Below are 14,668 nucleotides of genomic sequence, written 5' to 3' on the forward strand. Positions count from 1 at the left end.
GAATCAGAGCGACCAGTCGGTCCTACGTCCGAGAGCAGCCCGCACACCGTCGCGAGCTATGTTCGTTTCTGACCGAAACTCTCACCTGCCGTCTGAACGCGAGAGAGTGCAAAATAGCAGGCATATCCAGTCGGATTCTGCTGCGTATATGATTGAAACTGATTGGAAGTGTTCGATTTTGCCCAACCTTTAAGTCCCACCTTCGTAATGTATTGAACGTCCATGGCTGACAACCCTTCACGGACGAGGCGACGATTCATCGCAGGTGCCGGTGCGACCGGCGTCGCCGCGCTCGCAGGCTGTAGCGGCAACGACAGTTCGAACGCCACGACGACCGACAGTTCCGGCGGTACGACCGTCGGGACGACGATGTCGGGCGGCGAGATGGCCGACAAAATCGTGTTCTACAACTCCGGCGGACTCGGGTCCGACCCCGGGACGGAGAAGAACATCCAGCGGTTTCAGGACGAGACCGGCATTCAGGTCGAGGTCAACGAGGTCCCGTGGAGCAACCTCAAGACCAGCCTCACGACGAACTGGCGCAACCAGAGCAGCGAGATAGACGCGTTCAACGGGCCGACGTGGTGGCTCGCCGACTTCGTGAACGCGGGCTGGCTCGAACCGCTCGGTCTCGGCGACGGTCACATGGGGAAGTTCCCCGACAGCCTGCGCAGTCTCGTCACCTTCGACGGGAAGACGTACATGGCTCCCCAACTCGGCAAGTGGGGCACCTACCTCTACGACAAGAAGGTGCTGTCGGAGGCGGGCTACGACGCGCCGCCGGACACGTGGGACGACGTCCTGAACATGGGTTCGGACCTCGGTTCGGGCAACCGCTCGGCGTTCGGCTTCACGTGGGCGAACAAAGACGTGTTCATGTTCAAGCAGTTCCTCTATCAGGCGGGGAGCGAACTGTTCGACGACAGTAACAACCCGTCGTTCGTCGAGACCGGGACGAAGGTGTTCAACGACTTCCTGCTTCCGCTCCGCGAACAGGGTCTCATCCCGGACGGGACCTCCAGCATGGGCGAGGGCGGCGTCGGCGACACCTTCATCGCCGGTAACCTCGCCACGGTCGAATCGTGGACGCCGCTCGGTTCCCGCGTGCTCGGCTCCGACGGCTGGGACGAAAGCCGCCTCGGCAGCGCCAAACCGCCGAAGGGACCGTCCTCGCGCGCCACGTTCCAAGACGCCAACGGCGTCGCTGTCTCGGCCTTCTCCAAGCGCAAGAAGGCCGCAAAGAAGTTCGCCCGGTTCATGTCCACGACCGAGTCCTCCAAGACGGACATGCTCGTCGAGGGCAACCCGTCGGTGGTCCCGGAAGTGTACGACTCCCCCGAAGTGAAGGAGAAGTACCCCGCCGACCTCGTCGAGGACATGAAGTTCAACCTCGAGAACGCCAAGAGCGAGACGTACCTCGCGCAGCCGCAGGTGGACAACTTCCTCTCGAACCAGATTACGCCCGCCCTGCTCGGCGACAAGGACCCGCAGACGGCGCTCAAGACGGCACGCGACAACATCGTCGGACTCTACAAGGACATCGGCGTCCTGTGACCGCGTCCCCCCGTTTGCTCATACGACACGATGACTGAATCACGACACTCCCTACGACGACGGCTAGACAAGCTGTTCGTCCCGCTCACTATCGGGCCGACGCTGCTCTGGATAGCCGGTATCATCATCTATCCGACGGCGAAGCTCCTGTGGTCGAGTCTGTTCTTCACGAACCCCATCACGGGACAGAAAGAGTTCGTCGGCCTCCGAAACTTCCAACGACTCCTGCTGGGCGACGGCGGGGCGCTGCTGAATCCGAACTTCGTCTCGTTCACGAAGAACACCCTCGTGTACGTCGGGTTCAGCGTCTCCATCTCGTTCCTGTTGGGACTCGGTATCGCCATCCTGCTGAACAAGGACCTGAAGGGTCGCGGCTGGCTGCGCACGGCGGTCATCGTGCCGTGGATTCTCCCGTACGTGATGAGCGGGCTGATGTGGCGCTGGATGTTTCAGGCGCAGTACGGAGCCATCAACGGCGTGCTCGTTCAGTCCGGACTGATTCCGAACAAGATAGCGTTCCTGTCGGACGGGACGCTGGCGATGATGGCGCTGATAATCGCGGACGTGTGGGTGTTCACGCCGTTCATCATCATCATCCTGCTCGCGGGCCTCCAGAACGTCCCGGAGCAGTTGTACGACGCCGCGGAAGTAGACGGCGCGAGTAGCTGGTCGAGGTTCTGGAACGTCACCTACCCGTTCCTCAAGCCCTCGATTCTGGTCGCGCTCACCATCCGCATCATCTTCGACATCCGCGCGCTCGACCTCGTCTGGGTCATGACGCAGGGCGGTCCCGGCACGGAGACCGAGGTGTGGGCGTCGTGGCTCTACCGCACGGCACAGGTGTTCAACAAGCCCGGTGAAGGCGCGGCGCTCGGCGTCGTGATGCTCGCGGTCACGTTCGCCATCGTGGCCGTGCTGTACAAGATATTCGGCGAAACCCCCTACGAAACATGAGTACCGAAACGTCACGACTCGCCCGACTCACGGAGAGTCTGGGTCTGGACGCGGACAACGAGTGGCCGAGCGTGGTGCGCGAGCGACTGATATCGTACGGCCTGCTCGGGGTGTACGTGTTCGTGGTGTGGTTCCCCATCTACTACATCCTCATCACGAGCTTCAAACCCACCTCGGAGGTGCTCTCGCTCCCGATAACGTTCTTCCCGCACGACGCGACGATTCAGAACTACGTGGACATCTTCAACAACCGACCGTTCGAACTGTACACGTTCAACAGTCTGGTCGTCGCCAGCACCACCACGGTCATCGTGGTGACGCTGGGAACGCTGTCGGGCTACACGTTCTCGCGCTATGACTTCCTCGGTAACAAGGCGCTGTTGCTCAGCATCATCGCGGCGCGGATGATTCCGCCAATCGCGCTCATCGTGCCGTTCTTCCAGATAATGTCTCAGCCGCCGCTCATCGGCGGTATCACGGGCAGTCTCTACGACACGAGAATCGCGCTCATCCTGACGTACACGTTCTTCAACCTCCCGTTCGCGGTGTGGATAATGAAGAACTACTTCGACGGCGTGCCCGAGAGTCTGGACGAGCAGGCGAAGGTGGACGGCTGTTCGACGTGGGAGGGGTTCGTGAAGATTATCCTTCCCGTCGCCAAGCCCGGCATCGCGGCCACCGCGATTCTGGCGTTCATCTTCTCGTGGAACGAGTTCGTCTTCGCGCTCGTCCTCACCTCGTCCGAGCAGGCCCAGACGCTCCCCATCGCGGTCAGCCTGTTCGTCGCCGACGACTTCGTCGATTGGGCACACCTCGCGGCCGGCGGGATGATAGCCGCGCTCCCCGGCATCCTGTTCGGTCTCTTCTTCCAGCGGTACATCGTCAGCGGACTCACGCAGGGAGCGGTCAAAGAATGATTTCGGAACACGCTGCAGACGGCGGTGGTATCGATGGCTGAAGTAACCCTCACCGACCTCGTCAAGCGCTTCGGCGACGTGGTCGCCGTGGACGGGGTCTCCCTCGACGTGCCGGACGAGAGCTTCACGGTCCTCGTCGGCCCGTCGGGGTGCGGCAAGACGACGACGCTGCGTCTCGTCGCCGGTCTCGAACGCGCCACCGACGGCACCATCGAAATCGGCGACGACGTGGTCAACGACAAGCGCGCCTACGAGCGGGACATCGCGATGGTGTTCCAGAACTACGCGCTCTACCCGCACAAGTCGGTCGAGGAGAACATGCGCTTCGGTCTCGAACAGCACGGTGTCGAGGAGGACGTCATCGAGGAGCGCGTGGCCGAGGCGGCCGAACTCCTCCAGATAGAGGAGTTGCTCGACCGCAGGCCCTCGGAACTATCGGGCGGCCAGCAGCAGCGCGTGGCGCTCGGCCGGGCCATCGTCCGGGAACCCGACGTGTTCCTGATGGACGAACCCCTCTCGAATCTGGACGCCAAACTCCGCGTCCAGATGCGCGCCGAACTCAACAAACTCCACGACAAGCTCTCGACGACGACGGTGTACGTCACCCACGACCAAGTCGAGGCGATGACGCTCGGCGACCAGATAGCGGTCATGGACGCCGGAGAGATACAGCAGGTCGGTCCGCCGACCTTCGTCTACGCGAATCCCCGGAACATGTTCGTTGCCGACTTCCTCGGGAGTCCGTCGATGAACTTCCTCGAAGGCGACCTCGAACGCCGCGACGGCCGGTTCTACCTCGACGTCGGTTCCATCGAACACGAGGTGCCCGCCGCGTACGACGACGCGCTCGCGGGCTACGAGGGCGAACGTGTCGTGCTGGGCGTCCGACCCGAGGACGTGACGCTCCGGCCCGACGGCATCCCGGTGACCGTGAACGTCGTCGAACCGCAGGGCGAGAAGACCGTCCTCGAACTCGACCTCGGCGACCAACCCATCAAGGCCTCGGTGGACCCCGGCGTGCCGGTCTCCTCGGACGACCGCGTGAGCGTCGAGTTCGACCGCGAGTCGGTCCACTACTTCGACGCGGCGACCGGCGAGTGCCTGACCTTCGACCCCGAGGACGAACCGTCGGTGGACACCGACTCGGCGGCCATCGCGGGTGGCGGCGAAACGTGAACGTCGAGCGCGTGAGTACGTCCTCGGCGGTCCTGCTGGCCCTCGGCGGCGGTCTCACCGCGCTCGCCGCCGTGAACTACGCGGACGGCGTCTACGGCGGCGCGACGGTCGCCGGAATCGGCGGCATCGTCGCGTTCGTCTTCGTCCTCCTGCTGGACTGACCGGACGCGCCCGAGCGAAAACAAAAAGGTTCCCGAACACTTCCACGCGGATAGCGAACAGGCCCACGCATGCTCCCAGCCGAACGTAAACGAGAAATCCGCGAGACCGTGACCGAGCGCGACGGGTGTTCCGTCGCCGAACTCGCCGAGATGCTCGACGTCTCGAAGGCGACCATCCGGCGAGACCTCCGCGACCTCGAAGACGAGGGACTCGTCGAGCGGTCTCACGGCGGTGCTCTCCCGGTTCGGACCGTCGCCAGCGAGCAGTCGTACAGTCAGCGCGGCGTCCAGAATCTGGAGGCCAAGCGGGCCATCGCGGCACGCGCGCGTCAGGAGTTTCAGGACGAGCAGGTGGTCTTCTTCGACTCCGGGACGACGACCATGGAGGTCGCGAAGCGAGCGCCCGGCGACGTGGACTTCATCGCGGCGACCAACTCCCCCATGCTCGCGCTCGAGTTCGCGGACAACGGCCGCGACGTGAAACTGACCGGCGGCACCCTCCGCCAGCAGACGCGGGCGCTCGTGGGACCGACCGGCGAGTCGTTCATGGAGCGGACGAACTTCGACCAAGTGTTCCTCGGAACCAACGCGGTGGACCCCGACGCGGGTCTCACTACGCCGAACGAGGCCGAGGCACGGATGAAGCAGTTGATGTGCGAGAAGTCCCAGCGAGTCGTGCTGGTGGCCGACGCGACGAAGTTCGGCCGCAAGAGCTTCGTCCAGTTCGCCGACATCGAGACGGTGGACCTCGTCATCACCGACGCGGAACTCGACGGCGCGATGCGCGAGGCGTTCGAGGCGGCGTCGGTCGACGTCGTCGATGGAGTCCGCGAATGATTCTGACGGTCACGCTGAACCCCGCGGTGGACCACACCATCAAACTCGACGGGTCGCTCGAAACCGGCGCGGTCAACCGGACGACGCTCGACCAGTACGACGCGGGGGGCAAGGGCATCAACGTCTCGAAGTACCTCGACGCCCTCGGCGTCGATACCGTCTCCAGCGGACTGGTCGGCGGACTGTTCGGCGACTTCGTGGAGCAGCAACTCTCGCGGACCAAGGTCCCCCACGACTTCGTGGAGATGTCGGGGTGCACCCGTCTGAACACGACGATTCTCTCGGCTGACGGCGAGTACAAGATAAACCAGTCGGGCCACCCGGTGAAGCGACGGACCGTGCGGGCCATCCTCGACCGGATTCAGGAGTACGACCCCGACACGGTGGTCGTCGCCGGGAGTCTGCCGCCGGGACTCGGCGCCCCGACCATCGACACGATAGCGGAGGCGGGCGACTGGGACACCGTGGTGGACGTCGAAGGCGGTCTGCTCGACCGTCTGGAGGTCGAGTACGCCTGCTGCAAGCCCAATCGCGCGGAACTGGCGACCGCCACCGGGATGCCGACAGAGACGGTCGAGGAGTGCCGCGCGGCCGCCCAGGAACTCCGAGCGAACGGGTTCCGCCGCGTGGTCGCGTCGCTCGATTCGGACGGGGCGATTCTGGCCACCGAGGACGACGTGCTGTACGTCCCGGCACCGGACGCCGACGTGGTGGACGCGGTCGGCGCTGGCGACGCGCTGCTCGCGGGCGTGCTGAAGGCCGCCGCGGACGAGCGGTCGCCCGAGTACACGCTCCGATACGGGGTGGCGGTGGCCGCCCGCGTGGTGGAGACGCCCGGGACCACGGTCCCGTCGCTGTCGAGCGTCGCCGAGGAAGCCCGCTCGAACACGCTGCGGTCGCTCTGAGCGAGTACGCTCGAACAGAAACGAACGAATTCAAAAACACTTTGCCCGTCCGCTCACACGTGACACCAAGTACCATGGAAGACGGTTCAGTCGGGGGTCGCGCGACGCCTCGGTACGTCAGGGCCAACCTGATGACGGGCGTCACGTACATGATTCCGTTCGTCACCATCGCCGGGGTGTTTCAGGCCGTCGGCTACACCCTCGGGAACTCGACGACCATCGGCGGTGACATCGGCACGCTCCCGTGGTATCTGGTGACCGTCGGGTCCGTCGCGCTCAACGCCATGGTCCCCGTCCTCGGCGGGTTCGTCGCGTACGCCGTCGCCGACCGGCCGGGGTTCGCGCCGGGGTTCGTCCTCGCGGCGCTGGTCCACGACCCCCGTCTCGTTCAGGCCACCGCGACGCTGCTCGGTGTGGACACCGGGGACGCGCAGGCCGGGTACCTCGGCGCGCTCATCGTCGGCCTGCTCGCCGGGGTGACGACGGAGTGGGCGAAAGACCGGAACGCGCCGTCGGTCCTCCGTCCGATGGTCCCGGTCCTCGCCATCCCGGTCGGCGTCACCGCGGTCCTCGGTCCGGTCGCCCTGATTCTCGGCGTTCCGCTCGCGCTGACGATGAACTCCGTCGAGGCGCTGCTGCGCGGCGCGTCGCTTCCTGTCCTCGTCGCCGTGGGTGGGACCCTCGGCGCGATGATGGCGCTGGACCTCGGCGGTCCCGTCAACAAGGTCGCGTACGTCTTCGCGGTCGGTCTCCTCCCCGAACTCATGTTCCGGCCGATGGCCGCGGTGATGGTTGCCGGGATGGTCCCGCCGCTGGGTCTGGCCGCCTCCCACCTGCTCGTCCCGAGTCGCTACCCCGACGTGGATTCCAGTCAACCGAAGGCCGCGATAGTCGCCGGACTCTCGTTCGTCACCGAGGGGGCGCTGGCCTACACCACCCAGAACGCGGGCCGGTCCTCGCTCTCGTGCGTCGCGGGCGGGGCGGTCGGCGGTGCCGCGTCGATGGCCCTCGGCGTCACCATGCCCGCCCCGCACGGCGGTCTCCTCGTCGTCCCGCTGGCGAACCGACCGTTAGCGTTCCTCGGGTGCATCGCCCTCGGGGCGGCGACCACCGCCGTCGTCGCCACGGTCCGACGACCCAAGATTGATACACCGCGAACTCCGCAGGGGGAGTAACCGCCATGGACGCCGAGGATTTCGTCGTTCCCGCGCTCGTCACGCTCGACGACCCGCCCGCCGAGCGACGGGCGTGCATCGACTTCTTACTCGACCTCGCAGTGGACGCCGGCCGCGTGACAGACCGAGCGGCGGCGCGAGACGCGCTACTGGAACGGGAGTCTGTCTCGCCGACGGGACTGGGTCACGGTGTCGCGCTCCCGCACGCGCGGACCGAAGCCGTCACCGCCCCGACCGTGGCGTTCGCCCGGTCTGACCGCGGCGTCGATTTCGACGCCCCCGACGGCGAACCCGCGACGCTGCTCGTCTGTCTGCTCGCCCCGGCGGATGCCGACGAGGACCACCTCGCGGTGCTGAGTCGCCTCTCGCGGTCGCTCGCCGACTCGGCGTTCCGGACGCGACTCGCCGAGGCCTCTTCGGAGCGAGCCGTCGTGAACGCGCTCCGGGAGGCGGTAGCGTGACCGAACGCCGGGTCGCCGTCGAGCGCGAGACCGGTCTCCACGCCAGACCTGCGCGAGCGGTCGCCGAGACCGCCGCCGACTTCGAGGCGACCGTCACCGTCGCGTCCGGCGACCGGACCGCGCGGGCCGAGAGTCCGCTCGAACTCACCGCGCTCGGCGTCGAACGCGGCGAGGAGGTCGTGGTTCGCGCTCGCGGCGACGATGCAGAGTCGGCACTCGACGCAGTCGCCGACGTTCTCGCGGGGGAGGACGACTCGTGACCGACCTCCGCGGCGTCGGGGTCGGGACGGGCGCGGCGACGGGGAAGGCGTTCTGGCTGACGCGCGACGCCTCTGACTCGCCCGACACTCCGGACGCATCTGATACCCAAACCGCGCACGGCACACCGGAGGACTCCAGTCGGTCGCCGGACGCGGAGCGCGAGCGGTTCGAGCGCGCCCGCTCCCGGACCGTCGAGGAACTCCGCGACGAGCAGGAGCGCGCGGCCGCCGCGGTGGGGAAAGCCGCCGAAGACGTTCTCGCCACCCACGAGACGTTCCTCTACGACCCGGCGTTCGAGGAGCGCGTCGAGGAGGCCATCGAGGCCGACGAGACGGCTGAGCGCGCGGTCGCGAGCGCCCTCGAAGACTGGATAGAGGCGTTCGAGGACACCGGCGGCAAGACGGCCGCGCGCGCCGACGACCTCCGGGACCTGCGCGGGCGACTCCTCCGCGCGTTTCCGGGCGAGTCGGAACGCTCGGTCAGGGGCGTCCCGCCGAACGCGGTGGTACTGGCCGAGCGACTCGAACCCAGTCAGGCCGTCCGCCTCGCCGAGGAGGGCGTCACCGCCGTGGCCACGGTCTCGGGGAGTCGAACCTCTCACGCCGCGATACTCCTCCGGTCGCGCGGCGTCCCCGCCGTGGTCGGCGTCGGCGAGGCGCTCCGGACCGTGGAGGGCGGCAGTCGCGTCGGGGTGGATGCGGCCGCGGGCCGCGTTACGCTCGCTCCCGGAGACGACGACGCAGGCTCACTCGTGCAAGAAACTCCGAGCGACGTCCGCACCGCGTCCGGAACGCCGCTCGCCGTGACCGCGAACGTCGGGTCGAGTCGGGAGGCGGCGGTCGCCCTGGAGCGCGGGGCCGACGGCGTCGGACTGTTCCGCAGCGAGTTCCTCGCGTTCCGGTCCGACGGCGTCCCCGACGCGGACGCCCAGACCGAGGCGTACGCCGCGGCGCTCGACCGGTTTCCAGAGAGCAGGGTTGCGGTCCGGACGTTCGACTTCGGCGGGGACAAGCCGCTTCCCGGAACCGACGAGACCGGCCCCCGCGGCGTCGCCGGGTCGCTGGCAAACCCCGACCGCCACCGGGACCAACTCCGCGCGCTCTGTCGGGCCGCGGCCCGCGGCGCGGGCGACCTCACCGTCGTCCTCCCGCACGTGACCCGCGTCGAGGAGGTGACGGCAGTACGCGACCACCTCGACGCGGTGACCGACGAACTCGCCGACGAGGGCGTCGCCTACGAGCGACCCGACCTCGGCGTCATGGTGGAGACGCCCGCCGCCGTCGAACTCGCGCCCGAACTCGCCGACCGCGTCGCGTCGGTCTCGCTGGGAACGAACGACCTCGCGCGGTACGTCCTCGGGACGACGCGCGACGCCGACCCGGAGGCGACCGAACCCGCGGTGATTCGCGCCATCGAACGGGCCGTCGCCGCGGCGACCGACGCGGGAGTCCGCGTGCGGTGCTGCGGCGAAGCGACCGCCGACCCCGACTTCGCGGCGCTGCTCGTGGGGTTCGGCGTGACCGAGACGAGCGTGGCTCCCGACGCGGTGCCCGCCGTGCGTCGCCGACTCGACGGTCTCGACGCGGACGCCGCGGCGGCCGTCGCCGAGCGTGCGGCCGCGGCGAGTACGAAGAGTGAAGTGGATTCCCTCCTCAACGGAGAGTCATGAATCTCGTCGCAGTCACCGCGTGTCCCACCGGAATCGCCCACAGTCAGATGGGCGCGGAGTCGCTGGCGCAGGCGGCGACCGACGCCGGTCACGCCGTCGAGGTCGAGGTCCACGGCGCGATGGGCACGGAGAACGAACTCGGGGAGGGCGACCTGAAGCGGGCCGAGGCCGCCATCGTCGCGGCCGACGTTCGGGTGGACACCGAGCGCTTCGCCGACCTCCCCACGGTCGTCGCTCCGGTCGGGGCGGCGGTCTCCGACCCGGACGCGCTCGTCGAGCGCGCCGTCAGTCTGGGTCGTTCCGGAGAACCGACGACCGTTCGCATCGAAGACGACTCGACCGACGGTGAGAGTCACGGTCTCGTGGGTAGTCTCCGGCGACTGCTAGAGTAATCGGTTCCACGACGTCCCACCGGTGCTGTCGTCTTTCGCTACTTCTCGGAGTTGTTTCGGCGGACGCGAGCGTTAGCCCTCCGCTCGCCGAGCGGTCCTCTTCCTATCGCCGAACGACGACGAAGTCCTTCGATGTCACCGACGACGACCGACACGCCCTCTATAAATCATATGTGGCCATAGCAATTCGTCGCGGACCACCCACGACGGAGGGCTACGAGACCCTTCTGGCCGACGGCGGAATCGTACTCTACGAACCGTAGACTGGTGGTAGAGCCGCGGAGAACTGCCTCGAAGGCGTCTGAGGGCGTAGCCATTCGACTTATCGTGTTCAGCGTCCAACGGGAAGACTGGGGAGACTATGAGTGAAACCGACCGCGACAACGACATCAGTGGATACATCTCGGCGGTGACGGCCCTCGTCGGGGGATGGATAGTGCTATCGGCGTTCGTCTACTCGCCGCCGGCGGCCAACTTCTGGAACGACATCGTCGTCGGTGCCGCCATCGGTATCATCGCGGGCTACAACGCCCTCAAGACCGACGACTTCGAGGGAATCAACACCGGAGCCGCCTCGCTAGTCGCGCTGCTCGGTCTCTGGATGGTCGTCGCACCGTTCGTCTTCGAGACGGTCCGCGAAGGCGCGTTCTGGAGCGACATCGTCAGCGGTGCCATCGTCGCCGTCCTCGCCGGATACAACGCGTACCAGTCCCGCGGGACCGAGCGCCGCACCCCGACCGCCGAAGCCGACACCCGATAGCCGGTCTCCGTCCGCCATTTTTGGACCGACCGAGTCCGGCGTTCCGACCTCCCTCAGACCGCCGACCGCAAGCCTTTCGGCCCCGCGCTCCGCCGTATCGGGCATGGTGCTTCCTGAGGGGTTCGCGCTCCCACCGGTGCCGTATCTGGTCGGCCTGTTGGCGGCGGTGGCGCTGGTCGGCGCGGCGCTCGCCCGGACCGACCCGCTCGTCTCCGAACGGACCGTCCTCGCGCTAGCGCCGTGGGTCCTCGTGGGGTCGAGCCTCCACGCGCTGTTCGTTCTCGAATGGGTGCCCGAGGTAGTCAGACCGCTACTCGGTACACCCTCGGTCTACCTGTCCACGTTCGTCGTCGCCGGGGTCGTCTGGCTCGCCGCGATTCGGACTGACGCGGACCCAGAGCGCGCCTTGGGGGCCGTCGGAACGCTGGTCGCGCTCGCGGTAGTCGGCTACGCGCTCGGCCGCGGTGCCGAGGGCGGACTCCGGCTGTTCTGGCCGCTGTTCGGCCTGCTCGTGGCGGTTCTGCTGGCCGGGGCGCTCTGGGGCGCGACTCGGTGGACGCGTCCGAGCGTGACCGCTGCGACGGGCGCGGTCGGTGCGCTGGCGCTGTTCGGCCACGCCCTCGACGCGGTTTCGACCGCCGTGGGCGTGGACCTGCTCGGGTTCGGCGAGCGAACGCCCGTCTCGCGGGCGGTCCTCGAACTGGCGGCGTCGCTCCCGACCGCCGAGACCATCGGCGTCGGATGGCTGTTCGTCCTCGTGAAACTCGTCATCGCCGAGATAGTGGTCGTCCTCTTCGCGGACTTCGTTCGCGAGGACCCCCAACAGGGCTTTCTCCTGCTCGGGGCCGTCGCCGCGGTCGGACTGGGACCGGGCGCACACAACCTGCTCCTGTTCGTCGTGACGGGCTAACGCGGCGGCGAATCGTCGGTGCGTAAGACTGCACGACCGTCCGTCGCGCGCGGGTTCGTTTCGCTCCGTTCGCTCCCCCATCACGGACTCGAACCACCGCCCAACCGACCCACCAGTGTTTTGACGGACGGGTGCATACCGTGGCGGTATGTCGTTCGCAAATTGCCGTCACAGTCGCCAGCCATGGTCGAAGTAGTCACCGCCGGACACGTCAACTGGGACGTGACCCTCCGCGTCGATGCGCTCCCGAACCCCGACGGCGAGGCCCGCATCGACTCTCAGCGTCGGTCCGGCGGCGGGAGCGCCGCCAACGTCGCGGTCGCGCTGGCGGGCATGGCGTTCGACGCCGGACTGGTCGGTAGCGTCGGCGACGACGAGACCGGCGAGTTCGCCCGCCGGGAGTTACAGGACGCGGGCGTGGACTGCTCGCACCTGCTGGAGGTCGCCGACAGCGAGACGACCACGAAGTACCTCATCGTGGACGAGGAGGGCGAGGTCATGGTCCTCGGCAACGAGGGCGCGAACGAGGCTGTCACGCCCACCGACGTGGACCCCGAGTACGTCGCGGGCGGCGACCACCTCCACCTGACCAGCCAGCGGCCCGACACGGCCGCGGAACTGGCGCGCATCGCCACCGAAGCGGGCGTGAGCGTGAGCTTCGACCCCGGCCGACGCCTCGACGAGCGCGACTTCGACGAGGCGCTGGCGTACTCCGACGTGCTCTTCCTCAACGACCGCGAGGCCCGGACCCTGCTGGACAGCGACCTCGAACACCCCTCGTCGGAACTCCACGGCCGCGTCGTCGTCATCAAGCAGGGCGAGGACGGCGCGCAGGTGGACACGCCCGAGGCGTCGTTCGAGCATCCGGGGTTCGACGCCGAGGCGGTCGATACCACCGGCGCTGGCGACGCCTTCGCCGCGGGATTCCTCGCGGTGCTGCTGCGGGGCGGCGGCGTCCTCGACCCGGACGCCGACTACGAGCGCGCGCTGGAGTTCGCCAACGCCTGCGGCGCGCTGGCCGCGATGGAGGAGGGCGCGCGGACCGCACCCGCGTTCGAGGAAGTCGAGGCGTTTCTGGACGGGCGGTACTCCGGACAGGCCTGAGACTCACTTCAAACGCCGTATTTTCAGCGTTTCCTGACGCGCTGATTTATACTGTCTCGCTTCGTGTGGCCCTCCCGTGACCGACCGCTACGACCCCCCGAAGCTCCCCGAAGAGAGCATCCTCGAACTCGAAGACTACCTCGCGATGCAACGAGCGGTCAGCGAGGAGACTCGATACCGCATCGTCGCACGACTCCTTCGCGATGGCGAGACGAGTGCGAAGGAACTCGCCGAGGCGCTCGACCTGCCCTCGAACAAACTTCACTACCACCTCGACAAACTCGTGGACGTCGGCGTCGTAGCCAATCGCGTCGAGAACGAACGCGGGGCCGACGGTCTCTACTCCTACTACGTCGCCACGTCGCTCGGCGAAGCCGTGATGGAACACGGTATCGGCGAACTGATTCGGACCGAGTGGGACGCTCGCGACCGCTACGCCTAGGTGTTCCCGCTCACGCCCAGTATCGCGCCGCAGTGGGGGCACTCCCAGACGTTACGCGAACTCAGGAACCCGCCCGCCGAGGCGTCGCTCTTGGCTAACTCGTCTACCTCCTCGCCGCAATCGGGACAGTGGCCCATACGCGGAGTGTTCAGACGGAGGACAAATAGCTTCCGAGGTCGCGAACCCGCACGCTTTTTCTCCCTCTCCCGAGAAACCACGCGCATGGCGAAGCAACCCCATCTTCTGGTGGAAGAAGGCGACCTGAACGACATCGCGCTCATCCCCGGCGACCCCGGTCGGGTAGACCGCATCGCCGGTCTCTGCGACGACTCCGAGGTCGTCGCCGAGAACCGCGAGTACAAGGTGGTCAACGCGACCTACGAGGGGACCGACCTCACCATCTGCTCGACCGGCATCGGCTGTCCCTCCGCGGCCATCGCCGTCGAGGAACTCAACAACGTGGGCGTCGAGACCGTGATTCGGGTCGGAACGACCGGCGCGCTCCAAGAGGGCATCGAAATCGGCGACATGATAGTCGCCACCGGCGCGGCGAAGAACGAGGGCACGAGCAAGCGATACGAGTCGGTCGAGTACCCAGCAGTGCCCGACTACGACGTGCTGACCTCGCTCGTGGACTCGGCCGAGGCCAACGACGAGGAGGTCCACGTCGGTCCCATCGCCAGCGACGACGCCTTCTACGCCGAGACCGACGAGTACGTCGAGGAGTGGGAGGCGGCCAACATCCTCTCGGTCGAGATGGAGGCCGCGGCCGTCTTCTCGCTGACCCGTCGGCGCGACATGCGCGCCGGGGCCATCTGCACCGTGGACGGTAACCTCGTGGAGGGCACCCAGAAGGGCGAGACCGAGGACGACGAACTCCCCGAGAAGGCAAAGAACAACGTCGAGCGCGCGATTCGCATCACGCTCGACGCCGTCGTCGAACTCGCGGCGTAGTCGTCTGGGTCGGCCCGCGCGTCTCCGAACCTCTTC

The 14,668-nt window shown here is 67.2% G+C and carries 18 protein-coding genes; 17 read left to right on the plus strand and 1 reads right to left on the minus strand.

The window, feature by feature from the left end; genetic code table 11:
• Positions 1-222 precede the first annotated feature (222 nt).
• The 16 genes from FXF75_RS02885 to FXF75_RS02960 all read left to right on the plus strand — a co-directional run bounded on the left by FXF75_RS02885 (position 223) and on the right by FXF75_RS02960 (position 13,678).
• Positions 223-1,554, plus strand: a complete 1,332-nt coding sequence (locus FXF75_RS02885; protein WP_163520041.1) for an extracellular solute-binding protein — start codon at positions 223-225, stop codon at positions 1,552-1,554.
• A gap of 30 nt (positions 1,555-1,584) precedes the next feature.
• The gene (locus tag FXF75_RS02890) at positions 1,585-2,508 is read left to right on the plus strand and encodes a carbohydrate ABC transporter permease (protein WP_163520042.1); all 924 of its coding nucleotides are present in this window, start codon (positions 1,585-1,587) and stop codon (positions 2,506-2,508) included.
• On the plus strand, positions 2,505-3,425 hold the full coding sequence (locus FXF75_RS02895) for a carbohydrate ABC transporter permease (RefSeq protein ID WP_163520043.1): 921 nt from the start codon (positions 2,505-2,507) through the stop codon (positions 3,423-3,425). The genes FXF75_RS02890 and FXF75_RS02895 overlap by 4 nt, the downstream gene beginning before the upstream one ends.
• A gap of 33 nt (positions 3,426-3,458) precedes the next feature.
• A complete protein-coding gene (locus tag FXF75_RS02900) occupies positions 3,459-4,601 on the plus strand; it encodes an ABC transporter ATP-binding protein (protein ID WP_163520044.1) in 1,143 nt (380 codons plus the stop codon).
• On the plus strand, positions 4,598-4,762 hold the full coding sequence (locus tag FXF75_RS02905; protein WP_163520045.1) for a hypothetical protein: 165 nt from the start codon (positions 4,598-4,600) through the stop codon (positions 4,760-4,762). Before FXF75_RS02900 ends, FXF75_RS02905 begins: the two co-directional genes overlap by 4 nt.
• Positions 4,763-4,831: 69 nt before the next feature.
• Positions 4,832-5,599: an HTH-type transcriptional regulator GlpR gene (glpR, locus tag FXF75_RS02910; RefSeq protein WP_163520046.1), complete on the plus strand. Its 768-nt coding sequence runs from the start codon at positions 4,832-4,834 to the stop codon at positions 5,597-5,599.
• Positions 5,596-6,504, plus strand: coding sequence for a 1-phosphofructokinase (gene pfkB / locus FXF75_RS02915; protein ID WP_163520047.1), 909 nt, complete (start codon positions 5,596-5,598; stop codon positions 6,502-6,504). The genes glpR and pfkB overlap by 4 nt, the downstream gene beginning before the upstream one ends.
• 74 nt (positions 6,505-6,578) lie before the next feature.
• Complete coding sequence (locus tag FXF75_RS02920) at positions 6,579-7,679, plus strand: PTS fructose transporter subunit IIC (RefSeq protein WP_163520048.1); 1,101 nt, start codon at positions 6,579-6,581, stop codon at positions 7,677-7,679.
• 5 nt (positions 7,680-7,684) lie between these two features.
• A complete protein-coding gene (locus FXF75_RS02925) occupies positions 7,685-8,140 on the plus strand; it encodes a PTS sugar transporter subunit IIA (RefSeq protein ID WP_163520049.1) in 456 nt (151 codons plus the stop codon).
• Positions 8,137-8,400: an HPr family phosphocarrier protein gene (locus FXF75_RS02930; RefSeq protein WP_163520050.1), complete on the plus strand. Its 264-nt coding sequence runs from the start codon at positions 8,137-8,139 to the stop codon at positions 8,398-8,400. Before FXF75_RS02925 ends, FXF75_RS02930 begins: the two co-directional genes overlap by 4 nt.
• Positions 8,397-10,070 (plus strand): putative PEP-binding protein, encoded by a 1,674-nt coding sequence (locus tag FXF75_RS02935; protein WP_163520051.1) that lies wholly within the window; start codon positions 8,397-8,399, stop codon positions 10,068-10,070. Before FXF75_RS02930 ends, FXF75_RS02935 begins: the two co-directional genes overlap by 4 nt.
• Positions 10,067-10,462, plus strand: a complete 396-nt coding sequence (locus FXF75_RS02940) for a PTS fructose transporter subunit IIB (RefSeq protein ID WP_163520052.1) — start codon at positions 10,067-10,069, stop codon at positions 10,460-10,462. The genes FXF75_RS02935 and FXF75_RS02940 overlap by 4 nt, the downstream gene beginning before the upstream one ends.
• Positions 10,463-10,823: 361 nt before the next feature.
• Positions 10,824-11,222 (plus strand): SPW repeat protein, encoded by a 399-nt coding sequence (locus tag FXF75_RS02945; protein WP_163520053.1) that lies wholly within the window; start codon positions 10,824-10,826, stop codon positions 11,220-11,222.
• Between the two features lie 103 nt (positions 11,223-11,325).
• Complete coding sequence (locus tag FXF75_RS02950; protein ID WP_163520054.1) at positions 11,326-12,132, plus strand: DUF63 family protein; 807 nt, start codon at positions 11,326-11,328, stop codon at positions 12,130-12,132.
• Positions 12,133-12,315: 183 nt separating this feature from the next.
• On the plus strand, positions 12,316-13,236 hold the full coding sequence (locus FXF75_RS02955) for a carbohydrate kinase family protein (protein WP_163520055.1): 921 nt from the start codon (positions 12,316-12,318) through the stop codon (positions 13,234-13,236).
• 76 nt (positions 13,237-13,312) lie between these two features.
• Positions 13,313-13,678 (plus strand): helix-turn-helix domain-containing protein, encoded by a 366-nt coding sequence (locus FXF75_RS02960; RefSeq protein WP_309221745.1) that lies wholly within the window; start codon positions 13,313-13,315, stop codon positions 13,676-13,678.
• On the opposite strand, the gene FXF75_RS21955 is transcribed toward FXF75_RS02960, so the two are convergent.
• Positions 13,675-13,815, minus strand: coding sequence for a hypothetical protein (locus FXF75_RS21955; RefSeq protein WP_205427142.1), 141 nt, complete (start codon positions 13,813-13,815; stop codon positions 13,675-13,677). The two genes, FXF75_RS02960 and FXF75_RS21955, sit on opposite strands and share 4 nt — an antisense overlap.
• An 85-nt stretch (positions 13,816-13,900) precedes the next feature.
• On the opposite strand from FXF75_RS21955, the gene FXF75_RS02965 reads away from it, so the two are divergent.
• Positions 13,901-14,632: a nucleoside phosphorylase gene (locus tag FXF75_RS02965; RefSeq protein ID WP_163520056.1), complete on the plus strand. Its 732-nt coding sequence runs from the start codon at positions 13,901-13,903 to the stop codon at positions 14,630-14,632.
• The last annotated feature ends 36 nt before the right edge of the window (positions 14,633-14,668 follow it).

The organism is Halorussus sp. MSC15.2, assembly GCF_010747475.1.
In the GTDB taxonomy this organism is placed as follows: Archaea; Halobacteriota; Halobacteria; order Halobacteriales; family Haladaptataceae; genus Halorussus.

Bases quoted from the DNA above. Each gene is read 5' to 3' on its own strand.
- FXF75_RS02885 (WP_163520041.1), top strand. From the start codon at position 223: ATGGCTGACAACCCTTCACGGACGAGGCGACGATTCATCGCAGGTGCC.
- FXF75_RS02890 (WP_163520042.1), top strand. From the start codon at position 1,585: ATGACTGAATCACGACACTCCCTACGACGACGGCTAGACAAGCTGTTC.
- FXF75_RS02895 (WP_163520043.1), top strand. From the start codon at position 2,505: ATGAGTACCGAAACGTCACGACTCGCCCGACTCACGGAGAGTCTGGGT.
- FXF75_RS02900 (WP_163520044.1), top strand. From the start codon at position 3,459: ATGGCTGAAGTAACCCTCACCGACCTCGTCAAGCGCTTCGGCGACGTG.
- glpR (WP_163520046.1), top strand. From the start codon at position 4,832: ATGCTCCCAGCCGAACGTAAACGAGAAATCCGCGAGACCGTGACCGAG.
- pfkB (WP_163520047.1), top strand. From the start codon at position 5,596: ATGATTCTGACGGTCACGCTGAACCCCGCGGTGGACCACACCATCAAA.
- FXF75_RS02920 (WP_163520048.1), top strand. From the start codon at position 6,579: ATGGAAGACGGTTCAGTCGGGGGTCGCGCGACGCCTCGGTACGTCAGG.
- FXF75_RS02925 (WP_163520049.1), top strand. From the start codon at position 7,685: ATGGACGCCGAGGATTTCGTCGTTCCCGCGCTCGTCACGCTCGACGAC.
- FXF75_RS02940 (WP_163520052.1), top strand. From the start codon at position 10,067: ATGAATCTCGTCGCAGTCACCGCGTGTCCCACCGGAATCGCCCACAGT.
- FXF75_RS02945 (WP_163520053.1), top strand. From the start codon at position 10,824: ATGAGTGAAACCGACCGCGACAACGACATCAGTGGATACATCTCGGCG.
- FXF75_RS02950 (WP_163520054.1), top strand. From the start codon at position 11,326: ATGGTGCTTCCTGAGGGGTTCGCGCTCCCACCGGTGCCGTATCTGGTC.
- FXF75_RS02955 (WP_163520055.1), top strand. From the start codon at position 12,316: ATGGTCGAAGTAGTCACCGCCGGACACGTCAACTGGGACGTGACCCTC.
- FXF75_RS21955 (WP_205427142.1), bottom strand. From the start codon at position 13,815: ATGGGCCACTGTCCCGATTGCGGCGAGGAGGTAGACGAGTTAGCCAAG.
- FXF75_RS02965 (WP_163520056.1), top strand. From the start codon at position 13,901: ATGGCGAAGCAACCCCATCTTCTGGTGGAAGAAGGCGACCTGAACGAC.